Below are 19,433 nucleotides of genomic sequence, written 5' to 3' on the forward strand. Positions count from 1 at the left end.
ATTGTTTTAATTTTTGAATAAACGATAAGAGATGCCAGCCAAAATTACCCTGCCGGACTGTCCTGGGATATCTCTGTGGTAATAATCAAACAAATTGTCGGCGGTTATTTGCAGACTCAGTTTTTCCTGAATTTTTTTCTCGACAGAAAGATTAAAGAGGAAATAACCATCAACAAAATGATCGTACCGGTCAATGAATTGATTGTTGTTTGTATCTGCAAAAGGGTATTTGCCACGGTAGTTGATTCTAAAGTTTGCCGTTAGGCCCGCTTTTGGCAAGGTGTACAATGTTTTAAAGTTGAACATATGCCTCGATCGGTTCTCTATCCCCCAATAATCCGAAGGTTTGGCATCGCGGGTTTCGCCGGTTTCGCTGTTGCGGATTTTATTGTAAGGGTAGGTTCCAGCGCTAATTTTATCGGCCACGCTCTGGTCCTTTGATTCCAAATATTGGTAACCAAAATGGACGTCCAGATTTGTTATCGGCTTAAAGCCAAAAGAAAACTCGACGCCCTTATTTATTACTTCCGGCAAGTTTTGATAGGTGAAGATTTGTCCATTATTAGTGCCGGTAGCCACTTGTATGGCATTAATTTGATCAATTATCTGATGGTAAAACAAGCCACCCTCTAGCTTTAAATTTTTATGCGCTTGGTAGCTAAAACTTAGGTTTAATGAGTTTGATTTTTCTGCCTGCAAATTTTGGCCCAGCTGTTTCACCAAATACTCGCGCACCTCGCTAATTTGCCCCTCATCTTGCAATTCTTGCAAAGTGCTTTCCAAAATCTCGGTGCCAATTACCCTGTAATTAGCTGCGGGATTATAAAACACCAAGTAGCGGTTTTTAAAATCGGGGGCTTTAAACCCGCTGCCGCCCGCCAGTTTTAAGCTCAGCTGTGGCTTAATATGGTATTGCAAACCTAAGCTGGGATTTAACCGGCCACCATAACTGTTGTGCCTATCGTAACGTAAACCGCCAACCAAGCCAAACTTCTTGTTTAGTGTCCAATCTGCCTGGCTATAAGCAAAGGTCGAGAACACATCTTTAGGTGCAACGCTAAAAGCATCGTTCTGCATACTTTCTAGGCCTGCGCCAAAGCCTCCGGTAAATTTAAAAGCATTGTTTACGGCGTAGCTCAGTTGCTCTTCAAACCGGTGGAAGGTTTGCACAAAAACATCTTCACCGGCCACGCTTCCGGTAGCCTGCCATTGTACGCTGTTATTATTTTGAAAACGCGTAAAATAATATCGGCTTAGGCTTTGCAATCCGCTTTTAAAGGTGCTGTTAAAATATCCCGAAAGGTTAAGGTCTTTCTCGGTCTGCTCATCTTCTGTAATGTTGCCCAAACCAAAGTTTTTATCCATAAAAGATTTGCGCACCGCGTAGCGTCCCGTTAGGCCCACAAAAGACGTTTTTGCTACCTGATAGCGCGCCCTGCCCTGTAAATCGTAATTATCATAAGGTGGCGCAGTAAGGCCTTTTATATATTTAGGGTCGGTATTAAAGCCGTTGGTGTGGTAATAATTTGCCACCAAATTCACCGAACCGCGCTGCGACGCGAAAGGGGTTTCACCCTCTAAAGTGGCATCCGTAATGTTTAAAGAGCCATATTTTAAGGAAGCAAATGCTTGTGGCTGAAGGGTGCTGTGCTTGGTTACAATGTTTATGGAGCCGCCCAAAGCATCGCTGCCAAACAAACAAGAAGAAGCGCCTTTGATAATCTCAATGCGCTCTATGTTGTTTACGCTGATGCGCGAAAGGTCAAAATTGCCATCATTACGGCCTGCCATGGGCTGTCCATCAATCAATACCATTACATACTCGCTGCCGAAACCCTGCATTTGCAAACCTACCGAGCGCGAACCGCCCTTAATATTGTTTACAATGGCAATGCCGGTTTGTTCTTTCAGCACCTCATCTAACCGTCGGCTTCCCAGAAGTTCAATCGTGCGCTTATCAATCACGGTTACGGGCATGGCGCCTTTTTGGATGTTGATCAAATTATCCGGCGGTTGCTTAGTGCCGGTAACGCTCACCTCGTTTAAACCGATATCGCTCTGCGTCATTACAAAGCTGGCATTGGTATTTTTGCCCTCAATTTCTACGCTTTGCGCGATGCTGGCGTAACCCACAGCACTAAACTTTAGCGTGTAAATGCCCTCGTATAAATTGGCGAAGCTAAAGTTGCCGTTTGCATCTGTTTGGGTGTATTTATTGTCTGGAAGCAACTGTACGCTGATGCCCGGCAAATTTTGTCCATGGTTGTCCCTTACCCTTCCCGAAAGGGTAAAACGCATATTTTGTGCCAGCGCAACATGAGAGAGCGCTATCAAAATAAACAGAGAAATAAGAAAAAGCCTGCCTTGTGCCACCGGATTATTTAAGCTCGAATTTTGTACTGCCTGCCGGAACTAAAACATATTCAAAAGTGAGATAGGTTTTCTCCGAGTCTTTCTTCCAGTCTGTCCACAGAAACTGGTTTTTGTATACCGAGATCATCCGGATTTTTGCAAAATTCCCTTTTGCAGTGCGCACAAGCAAGGTGCGGACTGGTGCTGGGTTGCCATTGCTCAACTCAATTTGGTTGCCTAAAGCGTAGGCTATATGGGTTTTTGCTGCACTTCCATTGCCTATTATTGTTCCGTCAAAATCATAAAGATACCAACCCGGTAAGTTTCCGTCGCTCAGGTCTCCGGCGGGATCCGTGCCGTACACGTCTTTGCCTGTTAAAAACTTGCTGGCTTCTGGGACGTTTGTAACTTCCTCAAAAGGCTTTTCAACAATTAACACGCCACCTGTAGCCTTATTGCCGTAACCGTAATTTTTTTTATCGGCACCATTGTTCCCTGATACGAAGCTGTTAAGAATGTTGGCAAAAGCAAGGTCCCAATTTTTGGTGTTCTTTTGCTCGGCAGGGATTTGCTTTTGGGTTTCTAAACTAAAAAACACGGGATCACCAGCAGTACCGCCCATTAAATTTGCATTTACAGAGAAGTTTTCTACTCTGGTCAGTTTGTTAAACTCAACTGTGCGTGTTTCCTCCGGTTTCGTTACGGGATCATCGTCTTTTTTGCTACATGCGGTAAATGCTAAGGCGCCGCAAATAAATAAAGCTAAAGCTGCTGATTTCGTCAAATTCACTTCCATTTACTTATCTGGTTTTTAGGTTATGGCTACCGTCGGCCTGCACGTAATATCTAAAAGTATAATACGGCGCCGGCCAGTAGGCTTCGGTAATGCTTGGCGGGTTACCTTTATAAGCATTGATGATTTCCAGTTTGGCGTATTTGCCGTTGGGCAGTTTAATGGCGTAAACTCTGTTTCTAATGGCGTTCATCATGTGCAGGTTTAGGCTGTAGGTGAACCATCCGGCAGAGTCGTCATTAGAAGCCCAGCCTATTTTGTTCAACGTGCTGTTAGCAAATTCGCTGTCGGCGGGGGCTTGGTCCAATGTTTCATAAGCTTGGTCCAGCTTAATGATTTGGCCATTTGCTGTACCGCCATAACCGGGATTTCCGTTTTTGCTTCCGTTGTTTACAAATATTTCGCTGTTGTAAGGACCGGTGAAGGCTATGTCCCAATCGTTGCTTTTGAGATATTTGGCAGAGTCGGCTGCATTTTTTAGCCAAATCTGCTGTTTATCTGCAAAGCGGAACAAAAAAGCGCGGAAAGGCTTTTGTTCTTTGCCTTCGCCGGTACTGCCCATGGCTGCGTTGGTATCGCCCGCTAAGTCGTACACCACGGTGCTTTTACCGTCTTCTAAACTTTTTTGTTGTTCGTCTTTTTTACACGAATATAAAAACGTGCTTAAGCATAAGGTTATCATCATTAAGCTTCGCCCGAATTCTTCCATCACTTATTTTTATTTAAATTTATTCCAAATAAGAACGCAAATATGGCGCTTTTATTTGAACATCCCTTATTTTATGGGGATTATTTTAAGGTAGGATGGGAGAGGGGAGATTTTAGATATGAGACGGGAGATGTGTGATGTGAGATTTGAGATGTGTGATTTGTCGGTGAAAAAAAATAGTTTAACCAGAAAAATCATAAGTCTGACGCTTTTTTAATAAGCTATGAAGCGGAAAATATATAAGTTTGACTACGTTTTTACGACGCTTCTCGCTCAAAAACCACGTCAAATTCAAGTTTCTGATCTTTAGGGTTTACTCTTCAAAATCGTCATTCCGCTTCATCCTTTTCTCATTTAAGATTCACTCTTTCCTCGGCTCAGCTCAATCACCTCATTGTAGAAAGCTTCGTACATCGGCAAAATGCGGTTTAAGTCAAATTCGTAGGCTCGTTTTAAAGCATTTTCTTTAAACAAGGCTAAACGGGCATCATCTTCTAAAATATGGATGGCGTGTTGAGCCATGCTTTCAACATCACCTACGGCATCTAAAAATCCGGTTACGCCATCTATGTTCAGCTCTGGCAAACCGCCGGTGTTAGAAGAAACTACCGGCACTTTGCACGCCATAGCTTCTAAAGCCGCCAAACCAAAGCTTTCTGAGGCAGAAGGCATCAAAAATAAATCGGAAACGGAAAGAATTTCTTCAACAGCTTCTTGTTTCCCTAAAAACCGAACATGTTCGCAAATGCCCAAACTTCGGCACAATTGTTCGCAATTTACCCGCTCGGGGCCATCGCCCACCATTAATAGCTTTGCTGGCACTTTCTCTAGCACGGTTTTAAATATGTGCATCACGTCTTGCGTGCGCTTCACTTTCCGGAAGTTAGAGGTGTGGGTAAGGATGCGCTCGCCCATAGGCGCAATTGCTTTCTTAAAATGATCTTTCGGCTTTAAGCTAAAGCGCACATGATCTATAAAGTTGGGGATTACGCGTATGTCTTTTTTAATCTCGAAATGATCGTAAGTTGATTTGCGCAAATCTTCTGATACGGCCGTAACCCCGTCGGACTGGTTAATTGAAAAAGTAACCACAGGTTTAAACGTAACGTCGCGCCCAACCAAAGTAATATCCGTACCATGCAAAGTAGTTACTACCGGTATGTGAATGTTATAAGTAGCCAAAATTTGTTTGGCCATAAAAGCGGCAGATGCGTGCGGAATGGCGTAATGCACATGCAAAATATCCAGTTTCTCAAAACGTACAACATCCACCATTTTGCTAGATAGGGCCAGTTCATAGGGGGCATAATCAAACAAAGGATACTGCGATACAGAAACCTCGTGGTAATACAGGTTTTCCGAGAAAAAATCTAAGCGGGCAGGCTGACTGTAAGTGATAAAATGCACCTGGTGGCCATTATCTGCCAAAGCCTTACCCAGCTCTGTAGCTACCACGCCGCTACCTCCAAAGGTTGGATAGCAAACAATACCTATCTTCATTTATATATTTTAAACGGCGTCCAAATTAGTTTTTTCACCATGCAATCAAGTAAAGGGAATGTAAGATTATAAATTGGCGCTTACTGATTAGGCACGTAATCAATCTTCGAGTTCAATTCGCTTAATGTAGCCTCAATAGCGCTAATCTCTTTCTGCGTTTTTTTGATTTCCTTATTTACATCTTCAAGCTTGGCATTTATTTTCACTGCCTTTTTGGCGTCTTTGCCTGCTTTGTCAGATGCCCGCTCAGATTGTTTTGCTAGCTTAGCATCTCCCGGGTTTTTAGTCAGTTTGGCTGCACGCTTTTTAGCTTCATCGGCAGATTTATTTGCCTTTTCGTTAGCCTTGTCCACGTCGGCCACCAAGCTTTTTACTTTTTCGAGCTGTTTTTCCAACGAAAGATTTAGCTTATTAAGCTTCGAATTCAAATCTAGCAACTGCTGTTGCGATTGCAGACGTTGCACCTCGGGGTTCACCGTTTTTTTAGAACAAGCGCTGCTGAATGTTAAAGATGCGCCTAAAAAGCACATCAGAAAATATTTTTTGAAGGGTATAAATGTATTCATCATATTGGTTTAAACAATTACCGCGCCTTTTTGTTCTATCTGGTTTCGGTACGGATTTATGCAACCCGATTTTTACGTTTCATAAGTTACGACAAAATGCCATATGCTACTAGGCAAAAAACAGCACCACCAGAAATAGCTTTGTCTAGCTCTTTTAACTCAAAAAAAATCCGCACAGAAAAAAAATACGGACCCACATGCCCATCACGAAAATGTTACTATTTTAGTTGACGCCAAAAACGTTGCTACCAAGGCGTTTTAGCTTTTAAAACATTAACTGATAGGATGAAACTGTCGCGAATATATCTGTTTTTACCCTTACTGATACTGATTACCGCAGCATCGGCAACAGAACTCGATAGCTTAAAAAAACTTTTAGCGGTTAGCAAATCCAAATCTCAAAAAATAAATGCCTGGAATAAATTGGGGCAATATTATGCCCGAAACGGGCAACCCAAACAGGCTATTAGTACTTATAATCATGTTTTAAAAGCAGGCAGCAATTCGCCCTATTTATTATCGCAAACTTATAATGAAATTGGCAACGCACGGGCAGATTTGGGCCACAACGCAGAAGCGATAAAATTTTACCAAAAAGCACTAGATTTTATGCCCGACACGGCTTTTTCTTTACGCGCCAAGGTAAATAAAAATATAGGGGCTGTTTTTTTGAGTTTGGGCAAGTTTGCCGAAGCGCTCAAATACGACAACATTGCCGAAACTTACGCAATTAAAGCAAAAGACGAACGCACCTTAGCCGATTTGGCCAACAATAAAGGCGCGGCGCTTGAGCAACTTATGCAGTTTGATGCAGCAAAGCACAATTACCTAAAAGCCTTAAAATTTTATACAGAAAACAACATTAACGACCGCGTTTGCTTGACTTATAATAACTTAGCCATTTTGGCTAAAGTACAAAAGAAGCCTGCCGAAGCTATTTTGTACTATCGGTTGGCGGTTAGTTACGCCGAAAAAGCCAAAAATAAATGGCTTAGCGCAGCTATTGGCAATAATTTAGGGAATTTGCTAAGCGAGATGGGCAATTATGCCCCAGCTGATAAGGAATTGCAAAAAGCTTTATTGTTGGAAAAAGAGATTGATGCCGGCGAATTAATACACGAAACGCTGGAAAACCTTAGCGAAAACGAGAAAAGACGTGGCAACTATGAGAAAGCCCTTGCTTATTTAAAGGAAGGAGCCAAAGCAAAAGACCAATATTTAAATTTGGCAAACACCAAAGAATTGGCTCGCCTACGCGAGGAGTTTGACGCCAAAAACCGCGATCGTAAAATCCAGCTTTTAAGTCAGGAAAATAAAATCCAGCAATTAAGGCTGCACGAAAGAAACCTTACGATTATAAGCGTTATTGCGGCCTTTGTTGCCCTGGGCGTTATTGCCTCTTTGGCTTTTAGCCGGTACCGTTTACGGCAAGCCACAAAAATTAAATTGGCCACGGCAGAAACACGCCACCAGATCCAAGAAGAAAAACTGCGCATATCGCGTGAATTACACGATAACATTGGCGCGCAACTCACTTTTGTAAACAGCAACATACAAAACCTTGCCTTGCGCCAGGCAGAAAACGATACTTTACAGCAAACCAAACAGATGTTGCAGCATACCATTAAAGAGTTGCGCAGCACGGTGTGGCTCATTAACAAGCAAGAATTTGCTTTAGAAGAGTTTGTAGTAAAGTTACGCGAATATCTAAAACCTTACCACGGCAGTAAGCCAAATATCGATATCTCGTTACAAACAGATCAAGATTATGCGCTGGAGGCCTTTGTGGCTTCAAACCTTTTTAGGATGGTGCAAGAGCTGATAAACAACGCCATGAAACATGCCGAGGCACAGGAAATACATATTGAAATAACTGGGAAACACAGGTTTATCAACATCAATGTAAGCGATGACGGTAAAGGCTTTGATTTAAACGATAAGTGGGGTGGCTACGGCTTAAAAAACCTGCAGGCCCGTGCCGAAAGCATTAAAGGAAGATTAACTATGCACAGCGAAGCGGGCAAAGGTGCCCGGTTTAACATCGCGTTTTCGGTTTAATATTATACGCAGGTATTCGTATTTAATGCGCTAATTTTTTTAAAGATGTTTGTTGAAACTCTTAAAATGCCCATTCACATTGCCATAGCCGAAGACAACAGCTTTGCGCTGAAGGCCTGCGTTGAAAAACTTTCGGCACAGCGTGAGTTTAAGGTTGTATTTACTGCCTTTAACGGGATAGAGCTGTTGAAAAACGTGGGCCAACATCAGGTTGATTTGGTTTTGATGGACATCCAAATGCCCGGCATGGACGGCATTGAGGCTACTGCTGAACTCAAAAAATTGCACCCGGAAATAAAAGTGCTGATGCTCACTACTTTTGACGATGATGAAAACATTTTTAAAGCGATTATGGCCGGCGCCAACGGCTATCTTTTAAAAGAAGCCGATGCAGAAAACCTACGTCAGGCCGTGATAGAAACGCTTTCTGGAGGTGCGGCCATGTCGGCGGGCGTGGCCTTTAAAGTTTTAAACCTTTTGCGAAACCCGCCCCAAAATATGTTGCCACAGGTGGCCGATTTTGGCCTTACCAAAAGGGAAATAGAACTGCTAAACCAATTAAAAAACGGATTAAGTTATGAGCAGATTGCCACCAATTTGTTTATCAGTTATGGAACCGTACGCAAACATATTGAAAACATTTACCGCAAGTTGCAGGTGAATAATAAAACCACCGCCTTGGATGTGGCCGTAAAGAATAGGATTATTTGATTTATAATCGAGTTGATTGTTAAAAAGCTGGTTTAAATATGCTTCACAAGGCGCCTTTTGTTTTATATCTTAACCTAACCGTATGTCTGGTTTTATTTTTGATGGTGTTGCCAATCGTTTTAAACCGTCTGGAAGCGCTAAAAGTTAGGGTGGCGTTTTTTCTGATATTTTTTACGGTCATTATCACATGCCTCATTAATTTATTAATCCTATACTGGAGTAATTACAGGCTGGTTCCTTTAGGTTTTTTTGCATTCAGTTTCCCGCTGATGTTTGGGCCATTCATCTATTTTTATGTTAAAAGCCTACTAAATAGTCCGGTTAAAAAAAATATCTTGCTTAGTTTACTTGTGCCATTCATCTCCGTTTCTTACGGTATTTATATCTGGCTACAGAATACAGCAGAACAGCAAGAGGTTTTTAGGCGAATGATTTATGACGAAGGTTCGTTTTACCAAGTTTTGAACCTGTTTACCCTAATAATTACACTCGTGTACTGTGTAAAAGCGTGGGCTTTTTTAACATCGGCACAACTCCAAAAATCCACGGAGGAGAGTTTGTATATGCGACTTAAAAAGGCTTGGGCAAAAGAGTTTATCCTTTACATTGCGGGCAATGTTCTTGTTTTTCTGATACTGGTGATTGTGCTTACCAAGTTTTTAGATGTGCCATCCGTAGATATGGACTTAATTGGGATGCCGGTTTTTATGCTTTTCGTGTACCTGCTTATTTCTGTTAGGAGCATGATGATGTACAAAGAATTTGAGGTACAGTATGTATTAAATTATGCGGAAAGCGTAAAGCGCATTCAAGAACAAAGATTAGAGATTTCGCGTGACGTGCATGATAATATCGGCTCCCAACTCACTTTTATCCGCTCTATATTAGACAATCTAAAATCATCGCCACAATTTGAAGACGATGCCCTTGCGCCCCAACTCAAGGAACTTTCTGATTGTTGTAATGATTCAATAACCGAACTGCGCAATACACTTTGGGTGCTTAATTCGGATGAGATCCACTTAGAAGATTTACAGCACAAAATGATGAATTTCATTGATAAGGCCAGGGCAATCAAAAAAACTATCCGATTTGCAACATCGTTCAGTTTTGAAGAAAACCGTATCATCAGCTCCAAGCAGGCGGTTAATATCTTCCGGATTTTTCAGGAAATCATCAACAATGCCCTAAAACACTCGGGCGCCACAGCAGTTAGTGTTAAACTAACGCAAAACGCTGGGCTTTTGAGTTTGCATGTGAGCGATAACGGCTGTGGGTTTGATAGTGAAATTGGGTATAAAGGTTATGGGTTAAAAAACATGGTTGCCCGCGTAACAGCTATCAATGGCAAATTGAAACTCAAAAGTAAGGTAAATGGCGGAACCCGGTATGACATTGATTTTATAGGATAGATATACGCAACATTGCGTATTTACAGCATTTCATATTATGCACAAGTTTGTTGCATGTTGCCAAACCCAATTCAAATTGCTGTTGCAGAAGACAATGGTTTTGCCTTAAAAGCATGTCTAAACAAATTAGCCAATTATCCCGAAATTTCCGTTGTTGCAGTAGGTTTTAACGGCTACGAACTGCTTTCCGAAATTAGGAACAAAAATATTGATTTGGTGCTGATGGACATTCAAATGCCCGGCATGGACGGTATTGCGGCGACCTCTGCACTTAAAAAACAACATCCGGAAATAAAGGTGCTTATGCTGACTACCTTTGATGATGATGAAAACATCTTCAAAGCAATTATGGCAGGCGCCAACGGTTATCTGCTGAAAGAGGCAACTGCGGAACATCTTCGCCAATCCATCATGGAAACGCTTTCTGGCGGCGCAGCCATGTCGGCCGGCGTGGCTGTCAGGGTTCTCCATCTTTTACGTAACCCGTTACAAAATCATCCACAACACAGCTTAGATTTCGGCCTCACCAAAAGAGAAATTGAACTGTTAAACCAGCTAAAAAGCGGACTCAGTTACGAGCAAATCGCCCTTAACTTATTCATCAGTTACGGAACGGTGCGCAAACATATTGAAAACATTTACCGCAAACTGCAGGTGAACAATAAAACCACCGCATTGGATGTGGCCGTGAAGAATAGGATTATATGAGTTGGTGAATGGCGAATAGGGAGTGGTGAGTAGGATTTGGTGAACAGTCAGTAGTAAGTCTTAAGACACCTAAGGTTTTTTGAATTTCCACTTTTTCTTTTTGAATTTCTCTTTAAAATACGCAGTTCTTCGTATGGATAGCGCGCCTTTATTAAGGCAACTTTGCTTATCAAACCAACATGATGAACAAGATATTTTTACTACTAGCGCTTGCTAGCTTCACTTTTTTCGGCTGTTCAAAAAATGACGATGCCGACAACAATCCGCCTGCTTCTAACGGCGCCAGCACCGCCGTGTTTTACGTCGACACCCTTAACATTTACAGCACCGATTTAAAAGGTGCAAACCGTAAATTGGTGACATCAGAAGGCAGCAACACCGGCAATAATTACATTGCTGAGGCGGTGTACGTCCCAAAAGCCGAGCGCATCGCCTACATCTACACCGAGGCTTACGACAAACCTTTCTTTTTGAAAACCTGCAAGCTTGACGGCAGCGACAAAAAAACCATTAAAACTTTTGCCGCATTTACAGATTTAGGCTTAATAAAAGCTACCGCGGATGGACAAATCATATACACTTTGCCCGGCAAACCTTTCCCTAACCAAACGCCTTCCAAAACATTCTCTATCAAGGCTGATGGAACCGGCGAAGCCGAAATTAATGTATCTGTTTATGCCGGCGTCTCGGATCCGGATTGGATAAGTGCCGACGGAAAAGGCGTGCTGCTTTCTGGTGGCTACTTTGCCTTAATTGTAAACGGCACTTTTGATGAGCGCAACAGCTTTAATGTACTGGCTAACGAAGAAAAGGACCAAAATAAAATCAGCGAAATCAGTCTTTCCAACGATGCCACCAAACTGGTTTTCGCGCAGCAAACATCCGTTACGGGCAAATACGAAATAAGAATAAAAGATGTGAAGAAAGATGCGCCAACATCTACCGTGCTTTACACCTTAAACATCCCTGCGGATGCCGACCAGTACACGCTTTCTTTGAGCTTCGTAAGCGGCACCAAATACGTTTTGGCAAGCTATGGCAAGTTTACATCGCCCAAAGGCGCCGCAAACGACTATACCAATTGCGATTTAATTGAAACCGCAAGCGGTAAGGTTGCGCAGACCTGGAAATTTATGGGCGACGAGATTTACAATCCTTTTAGCAATTAACATTTTTATTCAACCCATTAAAACAAGCACAATATGAAAACAATCAAACAATTCAGCTTCATTATTCTAGCGCTTTTAGCTTTAACATCCTGCAAAAAAGATGATGGTGAAGTAAAAGTTAATTCTAGCGGTAAACTCACAGCTACTACCTCCACTTTCGAAAATGGTAAGTGGGTTTCAGGAACGTTTGAAGCCAGTTCGGTTACAACTGTAAAAAGTGGAAACAATTATACAATTACTGCAAAAAACACTGCTAATGATGTGATTACAGTTATAATTACAGGCGCTGCAGGAGTTGGAAAAATTCAAAGTCCAGCAGTAAAATGGGGCTACATTAAAGGAGGTAAAGATTTAGTACCTGCTAGCGGAAGCCAATCTGGCTCTGTAGAAATAACTGCTTCCACTGCCAACTCTATGATAGGGAAATTTAGTTTTGACGGAAGCAGTGGCGCTGTTACGGGAGATTTTGACGTTACGTTCTAGTTATAAAGAAAACAGCTGCACTTTTTGAAACTTCATTAAGAAAGAAGACCCAATGTTATTAAGTCAAAACTTTTTTACATCATCTCGAGGTATAAGAAATCTCACCAGCAAGTCTGAATATCGCATTTGGAACCTATTTGTGAGATGTTTCACTATCGTTCAACATGACGCTTCCATTAACATAATAGCATTGGAAGAGCCTCAAACTGACAGTTTAAAAGGATACTTAGGCAAAGCAGATTTGTATGAGGGTCGGAAGATGGCTGCTGACCAGCTGTTACCTTCATCTGTAGATGCGGGCTTCCTAGGTAAATGAATTTCTAACCAAGTCGCGCCGTAAAAAGCAGCGCGGCTTTCGCTATTAAACTCATTAATATGAAAAAACTTTTACTCTTTTTCCTGCTTGGATATTTTGCTTTTGCAGGAATTTCAAAAGCTCAGGATGGCGTAACCACTGCCTTTGCTTTTGGCGGTGGTATGACTGCTGTAGATGAAATGCGTTATGCCAGCGATGGCGACCTCTATTTCGTAGCCCGGATGGGCGGTAAAAACCAATTTGCAGGCAATAATTACGATGCCGGAGGTTATGGCGTTTACCCTTTACAACAATGGATATACGGAAAAGTAAGCACCAGCGGCCAACAAACCCTTTTAAAGGTATTCGAAAGAAATGTTGGAGAGAATAACCTGTACAATTCAATGGGCAACAACCATGTGATAGACAAAGACGGCAACCTTTTTAGTATCATGACGGGCACTTTTCCCGGCAACGACTACGGCGATGGCTTTGTAGAAACCGGTTACGGCGCAAAACTCATCAAAACCAGTAAAACGGGCGTAGTACAATGGGTAAAACCTATTAATACAGGTGTAAACATTGCTTATGGTTCAAGCGGTACAACCCTGCCCAACGTAAATGGCCTACAAGTGATGAGCGATGGCTCTATCTATACCATTATTACTTCCAACAACCAAATTACCGATAGCGGCAGCCCCTATTTTGAGAAATACCCAACACGCATTATTAAATACAACAGCAGCGGCGATGAAGTATGGCACCATGAGATGTTTTCAGGCAGCAACGGCTTGTCGTTTGTTGTAAACGCACCAAAGCAATTTGTAGCCAACAACGGCAGTATGGTGGTAAACATAATCAGCACTATCGATGCCAGCTTCATATCACAAGGCACAACCTTAACCGCTACCCACCCTAGCAGCTTTGGTTCGTACTACAATTGCTTAATGGGCTTAGACAATACCGGGGCAAGAACTTGGTTTCAATCTACCACTTGGGGTGTTTCGCTAAAAGCGGTTGACCCCAACAGCGCAACAGTTTATGCTTCTTACGGTTATACTGGTGGAAACAATACCCCACCACCCATTGCGCCTTACAGCTCGTTGCCAAACCTTAATACATTTACAAGCACATACACATGGAGCGGTATGTTAAAATTAGACATTGCCACAGGCAACATCACCAATTCTACACCAACTATACCCGTACCAAATAACAGCAGGTTTTTAACCGGTGCAGAAAAATTGCATGTACGTTCAGATGGTAGCCTTATATTTTACGCACATAAAACTGCTTTTTCTACTATAGGAAATTATTTGGTTCCAGACAGTTACAACGCCTTAATTTTTACCGACGCTAATTACAATGTAACTAAAGTAGCGCAAGCTAACATAGAGAAAGTGGAACTGATTGCCGAAAACAGTACAAACTTTGCATTTGCTGATGATTTTAAAACGGCTATTACTTTAGGCAACAATACCCTAACGCCATTTTTATTAGATACTGATTTTGGTACACGCTTTCCCTTATACGCAAGCGTAAAAGCCGATAGCTACATTGCGCAAGGAACCATTAATCAAATTGCATCTCCAAAAACCACTACATGGACAGGCGCAGCCAGTACAGCGTGGAATGATGCCGGCAACTGGAGCAACGGTATAGCCGATATAAGTACAACAGCTATTTTTGATACCAACACGGCTAATCAGCCTACGGTATCTGCAGCTACGACAGTAGGTCGGGTAATCATAAATAACGGTATTACGGCAGTATTACCTGCAAGTAATCTTACCATTAAGGACAAATTACAGGTAAACGGTACATTAAAAATTCTTGTTTCTGGATTTACCTATTTCACAGGCTATAATGCAGGAGCGATAGATGGAAATGGAACCCTGGAATTTAACGGAACAGGTTCTGCGACTATGGCTTATGTTGGTAGTTTAAGTAACCAATTGGGCTTAAAAACCAATGTGAATTTAAGTGCTTCCGGTACTTATAAAACTGTAGAATTTGTAGGTTCGGCAGTAATAATTACCGGTAATATAATTATTGCCAATACTAATGCCAATGCAATAACAGGCGCCAATGCTACCAATTATATTGATGGCAAACTTACCCACCATATTGCTGCTGGCACCAGCTATAGCTTTCCGGTAGGTAAATCAAGCTATTATTTACCTGTAACTATTAACACCAATACTTTAAGCGGGGTAAATAGTATTACGGTAGGGACAAAAACCGGCAGCCCTACTCTTCCTGATTTGAATATTGCAGGGAGTACGGTAAACCGCTTTAGCAATAATGGATATTGGACTATCACTGCCGATGCAACACCAACTTCGGGCACTTATAGCATCACATTAAATAAAAACAATGCTACTAATGGTGATACGGACGCCAGCAAATACTTAGCTTTAAAAACCACACCTGTAAGTGCAGTGTACTGTTTTGAAGGAAGTTTAGGCAACCGTAGCCAAACAGGTGGCTCGGGATCAAGCCCTAATTTCCAAAATTCGGCAATTTCTGTCAGTCAAAATGATTTGGAGAGCTTTGGTGACTTCGCCATCGCAGTAATGTCAGCACCATTATCTGAACCTTTGACTGTTAGTACAAGCATATGGACAGGCGCTACCAATACCGACTGGAACAATGCGGGCAACTGGAGCAACGGTGTACCTAACTCATTAGTAAAAGCTACTATTCCTGCAGGTTTAAGCAATTATCCTTTAATATATAATCAAACCAAATCTTATTTAAACAATTTAACTATTGATGCCGGAGTTGACGTAAATTTATCAAATAGTTTAGTGGTAACTAATGATGTAATTAACAATGGTATAATTACCGTAAATACTACAGCTAATGCAAATAGCACATTACCGGTACGCAGGTCTTATAACGCAATCACAGGTCAATACATAGATGCACCGTTTATCAACGGTAGCGGAAAAGTTGTGTTTTTGAAGGTTGGCTCTTATCCTGTATTACAAAACGGAGGAACTATTAATTGCGACGTTGAAGTAAATATTGGTGATGCCAATGAAATTAACATTAACGGTACTTACGGGGGCAATTTGAAAGTAATTTCAGGTAAGCCGGTAAATACACTCTCGGGTAGTGCTGCAGAACCAGATCATATTGTACAGCTTAACCCTAATGCTACTTTAGAAATAACTGCACCCATTAACCATATTGTAGGCCAAATTAAAAAAGCAGTAAGCAGCAATGGTACGTATGATTTCCCAATCGGGAACTATATAACCTCTACTTATACGGGCGGGAGAAAATACGGTGCAATTACCATTACCAACCATAATATTGTGAATACTTCGCAATATCAGGTTAGGTTTGATGGAGGTTCTACCAGTAATTTTTTCGCTCAAAAAAAAGGAAATGATGTTTATGGAACATCTCTTAATTCGGGTTACTGGAGTATTACTCCAAATGTTGTATCCACCTCGGGTACGATAGATTTGGTTTTAAAAACATCAAATTACACCAATGGCAGAGCCGATATAAGCGATTATGCCTTAATTCGGTTAAACAATTCCGGCTATTGGACTTTTGTAGAAAACGCTGTTTTTAGTGAAAATAGCGGAATAATAACCGTTACAGCCACTGGCTTAGCACCTTTTTCTACTACCGGAGAAACCCGCTTTTACATTGGCATTAAAGCCGGCACCACCACATGGACAGGCACCACCAATACCAACTGGAACACCGCCAGCAACTGGACAAACGGTGTGCCTACGGCAGAGGTAAAAGCCGTTTTTGGCGCCGCAAGTCAGTATCCTAGTAATCCACCAAGCTACGGAACTGCCGCTGCTGCAGTGGAAATCGCGTCTGGTACTTCACTCACGCTGCCGTCTAGCTTTTATACACCTGCCGGAATTATCAATAATGGAATCATCAACATTAGCGGAAGCGGAACTTTCTACGGATTTGGGTCGGGAACGTACAGCCCGATATCCGGCTCGGGAAAACTGGTTTTTGGAGCAGGAGGGCCGGCGAGTTTTGACCCCACTTATTTTGCAGGGCAGGTTGTGGATAATTCCGTTGAGGTTAACAATACTACAGGCTTAAATGTAGTAAATAGACCAATGACCCTAACCGGCAACCTAACGCTCACAAACGGTAAGTTAAATACATCGGGTTATGTATTAACCATGAGCAATCCTAACGCAACAGCTACAGGTAATGCTAACGCCTATGTGGTGGGTTACTTAAAACGAAGTATCAATGGAAGTGGCAACTACGAGTTTCCTGTAGGTATTGCAGGCGCTTACACACCAGTTACGCTACAACCGAACGGTTTAGGGGGTACCAGTGAGATTACCGCCAGCTTTAGCAATGCAGCTATTGCGGGGCAGCCGAACATTACCCAAGGCAGCGGGAGCATTACCCAAACTTTGGCAGGCGGCAGCTGGAACATCACACCAAATGCGCAGCCAACAGCGGGAACATATAATGTCACTTTATCAGCTCCGCTGGGCAGTTCTACCGCAACTAATTTTGCGGTAATCAAACGCGATTATAATTATAGTTCTTATCCTTGGGCTTTAGCCGGCGTGCCACAAGGCGCTAGCGTAAACAGCGAAGTGGTAACTGCCAGCGCAAACGGTGTCAGCTCCTTTTCTCAGTTCGCTTTGGGCGAGGTAGTGGGCACTTTACCGGTTAAGCTTGTGCAGTTTTTGGCTTCCGCCGATGGACATACCGCCCGTTTAACGTGGGAAACGGCCAGCGAACAAAACAACGATAGGTTTGAGGTAGAACGCAGCGAAGACGGAAAAACCTTTATTAAAATTGGCGAAGTGAAAGGCAAAGGAAACAGCAACACACTCATTCGCTACAGCTTTAAAGATGACGCACCAGCAAATGCGGTGAATTATTACCGTTTAAAACAAGTTGATAACAACGGAAAGTTTGAGTACAGCGAAATCCGTTCGCTACGCTTCAATTTCAGCGGCGCCGAGTTTGTGGTTTATCCAAACCCAGCTACAGAAGTAATTCATTTTAATGATGTGGTACAATCGGCACAGCTTTATGATTTGAGCGGAAAGCTAATAATTTCGCAGTTGCAACAAGCTAAAACGATGGTACTGCCTAAAACTTTGTTGCCGGGGGTTTATCTGCTCCGGCTAAAATTAAAGGACAATAAGGTGGTTACGAGACGGATTTTGGTAAGGAAATAGGTAGAAGTCGTTTCCTAAATCTTTGATTAATGGAATGTTCCGGTCAATACCAGACCGGAACATTTTATTTATTGTTCAGCTCCTAAACGCAACAGCTCCAAATACACCTTTTTCCAACCTCTAAATACGCCAAAGTCATTAATAGATTCATTATGCCACAGGCTTACAAAAGTTCCCTTAACATTTTTTATAGCATCCATCAGGCTTGTGATTTCCTGTACAGCTTCTTCAGGTTGTAAAGCCATGTAACGCCGTAGGGTTTGGTCCATCACCGCCGTTGGATACAACAATAAATCTGTTTCTTGTTCTTGCAGCAAATCGTACCAAAAAAATGGCGAACAGGTGCTCGCCCTAAAGCCTGCCGCATCGGCGAAAGCCAAAGTATAATCTTCGCGGATACCCGCTGCAATAAGATTTCGGTAGGTTTCTGGCAATTGCAACATCAAATAGTGCTGCCGACTTCTAAAAATTGTTGTTCCCGAGATTTGTTCTAAATCTTCCTTTTCCTTATTTATGGCGCCCGAGTTTTGGTTGGAGTAATACGAAGGATGTAAACCTACATGGTGATGTTGCACTGCCTCTTTTATCACTTTTTGATAAAGCTTATCGTTAGCACCCGGCGACACATCATTTGCGTGCTTGTTTCCCATTAAAAAGAAATACTGCGTTTGCAATCCAAACTCTTCATCCCATTTACGCACTTGCTCGTAAATATCAAAGGGATCTTTTTTAAAGCCGTTAAGCACGTATTTGGCAGCTTTACGTAAGAATCCTTCATTACGAAAATAATACGGGCGGTCGATATCTAAAGTGGGGATAAAACGGAAAGTACGCGGTTTAGTTTCAAATTCCGGAAAACGTTGCTTAATCATTCGGGACAGTAACGAAGCCCATTCATCCACTAACGGTCTGTTCAAAAAAACGTTTTTAAAAGCTAAAGAAGCTTTCGCCGGATAACGTCCGTGAACATCTTTTTCCGCATCTAAATACTCTTCATAGCGCGATAGCAGGTAAAAACTGGCAGCAAAAACATCAAATGGCAAAGCCGATGTATCTACGGCGAACGGGATTTTTAAGCCTTCCCAATCGGCGAAAGCCAAATCTACCGTAGCAACACCAACTTCGTCTATAAAAGGATGCTTCTTAAAAAACGGTGCATGGCCTAAAGCTTGTGAGGCATAGCAAATTTTTGCGCCAGCCTTTGTTGCAAATTCATCAGCATCTGTACAAAAAGCCACCTCCACGCCCAAAAACTGCCCAAAGAGCTGTTTAAACACATACGCAATGCGCGCATTCAATTTTTCGGTATAAACCCATAAAGCCATTGTAAAGTAAAAATGCAATTATCTGGCGAAAAGCCTAAACCAAAAGCCAATAAATTTCGTCTATATACACAGAACTTCGATGTTCTTATAAGGTTTGATGATGAGGGATTTACCTGCAAAAGGTAGATCCCTTTTTTTGCCTCGCAACGAAGCTTTT

13 protein-coding genes are annotated in these 19,433 nt (G+C 42.1%); 7 read left to right on the forward strand and 6 right to left on the reverse strand.

Annotated features, from left to right (window positions below; all coding sequences use genetic code 11):
• Positions 1-6: 6 nt before the first annotated feature.
• From BCY91_RS06995 to BCY91_RS07015, 5 genes are all read right to left on the reverse strand, one after another.
• Positions 7-2,298 (reverse strand): TonB-dependent receptor, encoded by a 2,292-nt coding sequence (locus BCY91_RS06995; RefSeq protein WP_120181248.1) that lies wholly within the window; start codon positions 2,296-2,298, stop codon positions 7-9.
• 79 nt (positions 2,299-2,377) lie between these two features.
• Positions 2,378-3,148, reverse strand: a complete 771-nt coding sequence (locus BCY91_RS07000) for an HmuY family protein (protein ID WP_120181249.1) — start codon at positions 3,146-3,148, stop codon at positions 2,378-2,380.
• Between the two features lie 4 nt (positions 3,149-3,152).
• Positions 3,153-3,854, reverse strand: a complete 702-nt coding sequence (locus BCY91_RS07005) for an HmuY family protein (protein WP_120181250.1) — start codon at positions 3,852-3,854, stop codon at positions 3,153-3,155.
• A gap of 354 nt (positions 3,855-4,208) precedes the next feature.
• A complete protein-coding gene (gene bshA / locus BCY91_RS07010; protein WP_120181251.1) occupies positions 4,209-5,354 on the reverse strand; it encodes an N-acetyl-alpha-D-glucosaminyl L-malate synthase BshA in 1,146 nt (381 codons plus the stop codon).
• 80 nt (positions 5,355-5,434) lie between these two features.
• A complete protein-coding gene (locus BCY91_RS07015) occupies positions 5,435-5,923 on the reverse strand; it encodes a hypothetical protein (protein ID WP_147387918.1) in 489 nt (162 codons plus the stop codon).
• Positions 5,924-6,205: 282 nt separating this feature from the next.
• Between BCY91_RS07015 and BCY91_RS07020 the strand changes: the two genes are divergently transcribed.
• The 7 genes from BCY91_RS07020 (at position 6,206) to BCY91_RS07055 (ending at position 17,951) form a co-directional block, all read left to right on the forward strand.
• On the forward strand, positions 6,206-7,978 hold the full coding sequence (locus BCY91_RS07020) for a tetratricopeptide repeat-containing sensor histidine kinase (protein WP_120181253.1): 1,773 nt from the start codon (positions 6,206-6,208) through the stop codon (positions 7,976-7,978).
• A 45-nt stretch (positions 7,979-8,023) separates the two neighbouring features.
• Positions 8,024-8,689: a response regulator transcription factor gene (locus BCY91_RS07025; protein WP_220699448.1), complete on the forward strand. Its 666-nt coding sequence runs from the start codon at positions 8,024-8,026 to the stop codon at positions 8,687-8,689.
• 335 nt (positions 8,690-9,024) lie between these two features.
• Positions 9,025-10,101, forward strand: a complete 1,077-nt coding sequence (locus tag BCY91_RS07030) for a sensor histidine kinase (protein ID WP_182995326.1) — start codon at positions 9,025-9,027, stop codon at positions 10,099-10,101.
• A 54-nt stretch (positions 10,102-10,155) separates the two neighbouring features.
• Positions 10,156-10,809: a response regulator transcription factor gene (locus BCY91_RS07035; RefSeq protein WP_120181255.1), complete on the forward strand. Its 654-nt coding sequence runs from the start codon at positions 10,156-10,158 to the stop codon at positions 10,807-10,809.
• Between the two features lie 179 nt (positions 10,810-10,988).
• The gene (locus tag BCY91_RS07040; RefSeq protein WP_147387919.1) at positions 10,989-11,978 is read left to right on the forward strand and encodes a hypothetical protein; all 990 of its coding nucleotides are present in this window, start codon (positions 10,989-10,991) and stop codon (positions 11,976-11,978) included.
• A 33-nt stretch (positions 11,979-12,011) separates the two neighbouring features.
• Entirely contained in the window at positions 12,012-12,461 is a 450-nt protein-coding gene (locus BCY91_RS07045) for a hypothetical protein (protein WP_120181257.1), read from the forward strand.
• Positions 12,462-12,836: 375 nt separating this feature from the next.
• Entirely contained in the window at positions 12,837-17,951 is a 5,115-nt protein-coding gene (locus tag BCY91_RS07055; protein ID WP_120181259.1) for a T9SS type A sorting domain-containing protein, read from the forward strand.
• 68 nt (positions 17,952-18,019) lie between these two features.
• On the opposite strand, the gene BCY91_RS07060 is transcribed toward BCY91_RS07055, so the two are convergent.
• The gene (locus BCY91_RS07060) at positions 18,020-19,276 is read right to left on the reverse strand and encodes a polysaccharide deacetylase family protein (protein ID WP_120181260.1); all 1,257 of its coding nucleotides are present in this window, start codon (positions 19,274-19,276) and stop codon (positions 18,020-18,022) included.
• Positions 19,277-19,433 lie beyond the last annotated feature (157 nt).

The organism is Pelobium manganitolerans (assembly GCF_003609575.1).
Lineage (GTDB): Bacteria > Bacteroidota > Bacteroidia > Sphingobacteriales > Sphingobacteriaceae > Pseudopedobacter > Pseudopedobacter manganitolerans.

Coding starts and splice junctions, on each gene's coding strand:
- bshA (WP_120181251.1), bottom strand. CDS start 5,354: ATGAAGATAGGTATTGTTTGCTATCCAACCTTTGGAGGTAGCGGCGTG.
- BCY91_RS07035 (WP_120181255.1), top strand. CDS start 10,156: ATGTTGCCAAACCCAATTCAAATTGCTGTTGCAGAAGACAATGGTTTT.
- BCY91_RS06995 (WP_120181248.1), bottom strand. CDS start 2,298: ATGCGTTTTACCCTTTCGGGAAGGGTAAGGGACAACCATGGACAAAAT.
- BCY91_RS07020 (WP_120181253.1), top strand. CDS start 6,206: ATGAAACTGTCGCGAATATATCTGTTTTTACCCTTACTGATACTGATT.
- BCY91_RS07040 (WP_147387919.1), top strand. CDS start 10,989: ATGATGAACAAGATATTTTTACTACTAGCGCTTGCTAGCTTCACTTTT.
- BCY91_RS07055 (WP_120181259.1), top strand. CDS start 12,837: ATGAAAAAACTTTTACTCTTTTTCCTGCTTGGATATTTTGCTTTTGCA.
- BCY91_RS07045 (WP_120181257.1), top strand. CDS start 12,012: ATGAAAACAATCAAACAATTCAGCTTCATTATTCTAGCGCTTTTAGCT.
- BCY91_RS07005 (WP_120181250.1), bottom strand. CDS start 3,854: ATGGAAGAATTCGGGCGAAGCTTAATGATGATAACCTTATGCTTAAGC.
- BCY91_RS07060 (WP_120181260.1), bottom strand. CDS start 19,276: ATGGCTTTATGGGTTTATACCGAAAAATTGAATGCGCGCATTGCGTAT.
- BCY91_RS07015 (WP_147387918.1), bottom strand. CDS start 5,923: ATGATGAATACATTTATACCCTTCAAAAAATATTTTCTGATGTGCTTT.
- BCY91_RS07000 (WP_120181249.1), bottom strand. CDS start 3,148: ATGGAAGTGAATTTGACGAAATCAGCAGCTTTAGCTTTATTTATTTGC.
- BCY91_RS07025 (WP_220699448.1), top strand. CDS start 8,024: ATGTTTGTTGAAACTCTTAAAATGCCCATTCACATTGCCATAGCCGAA.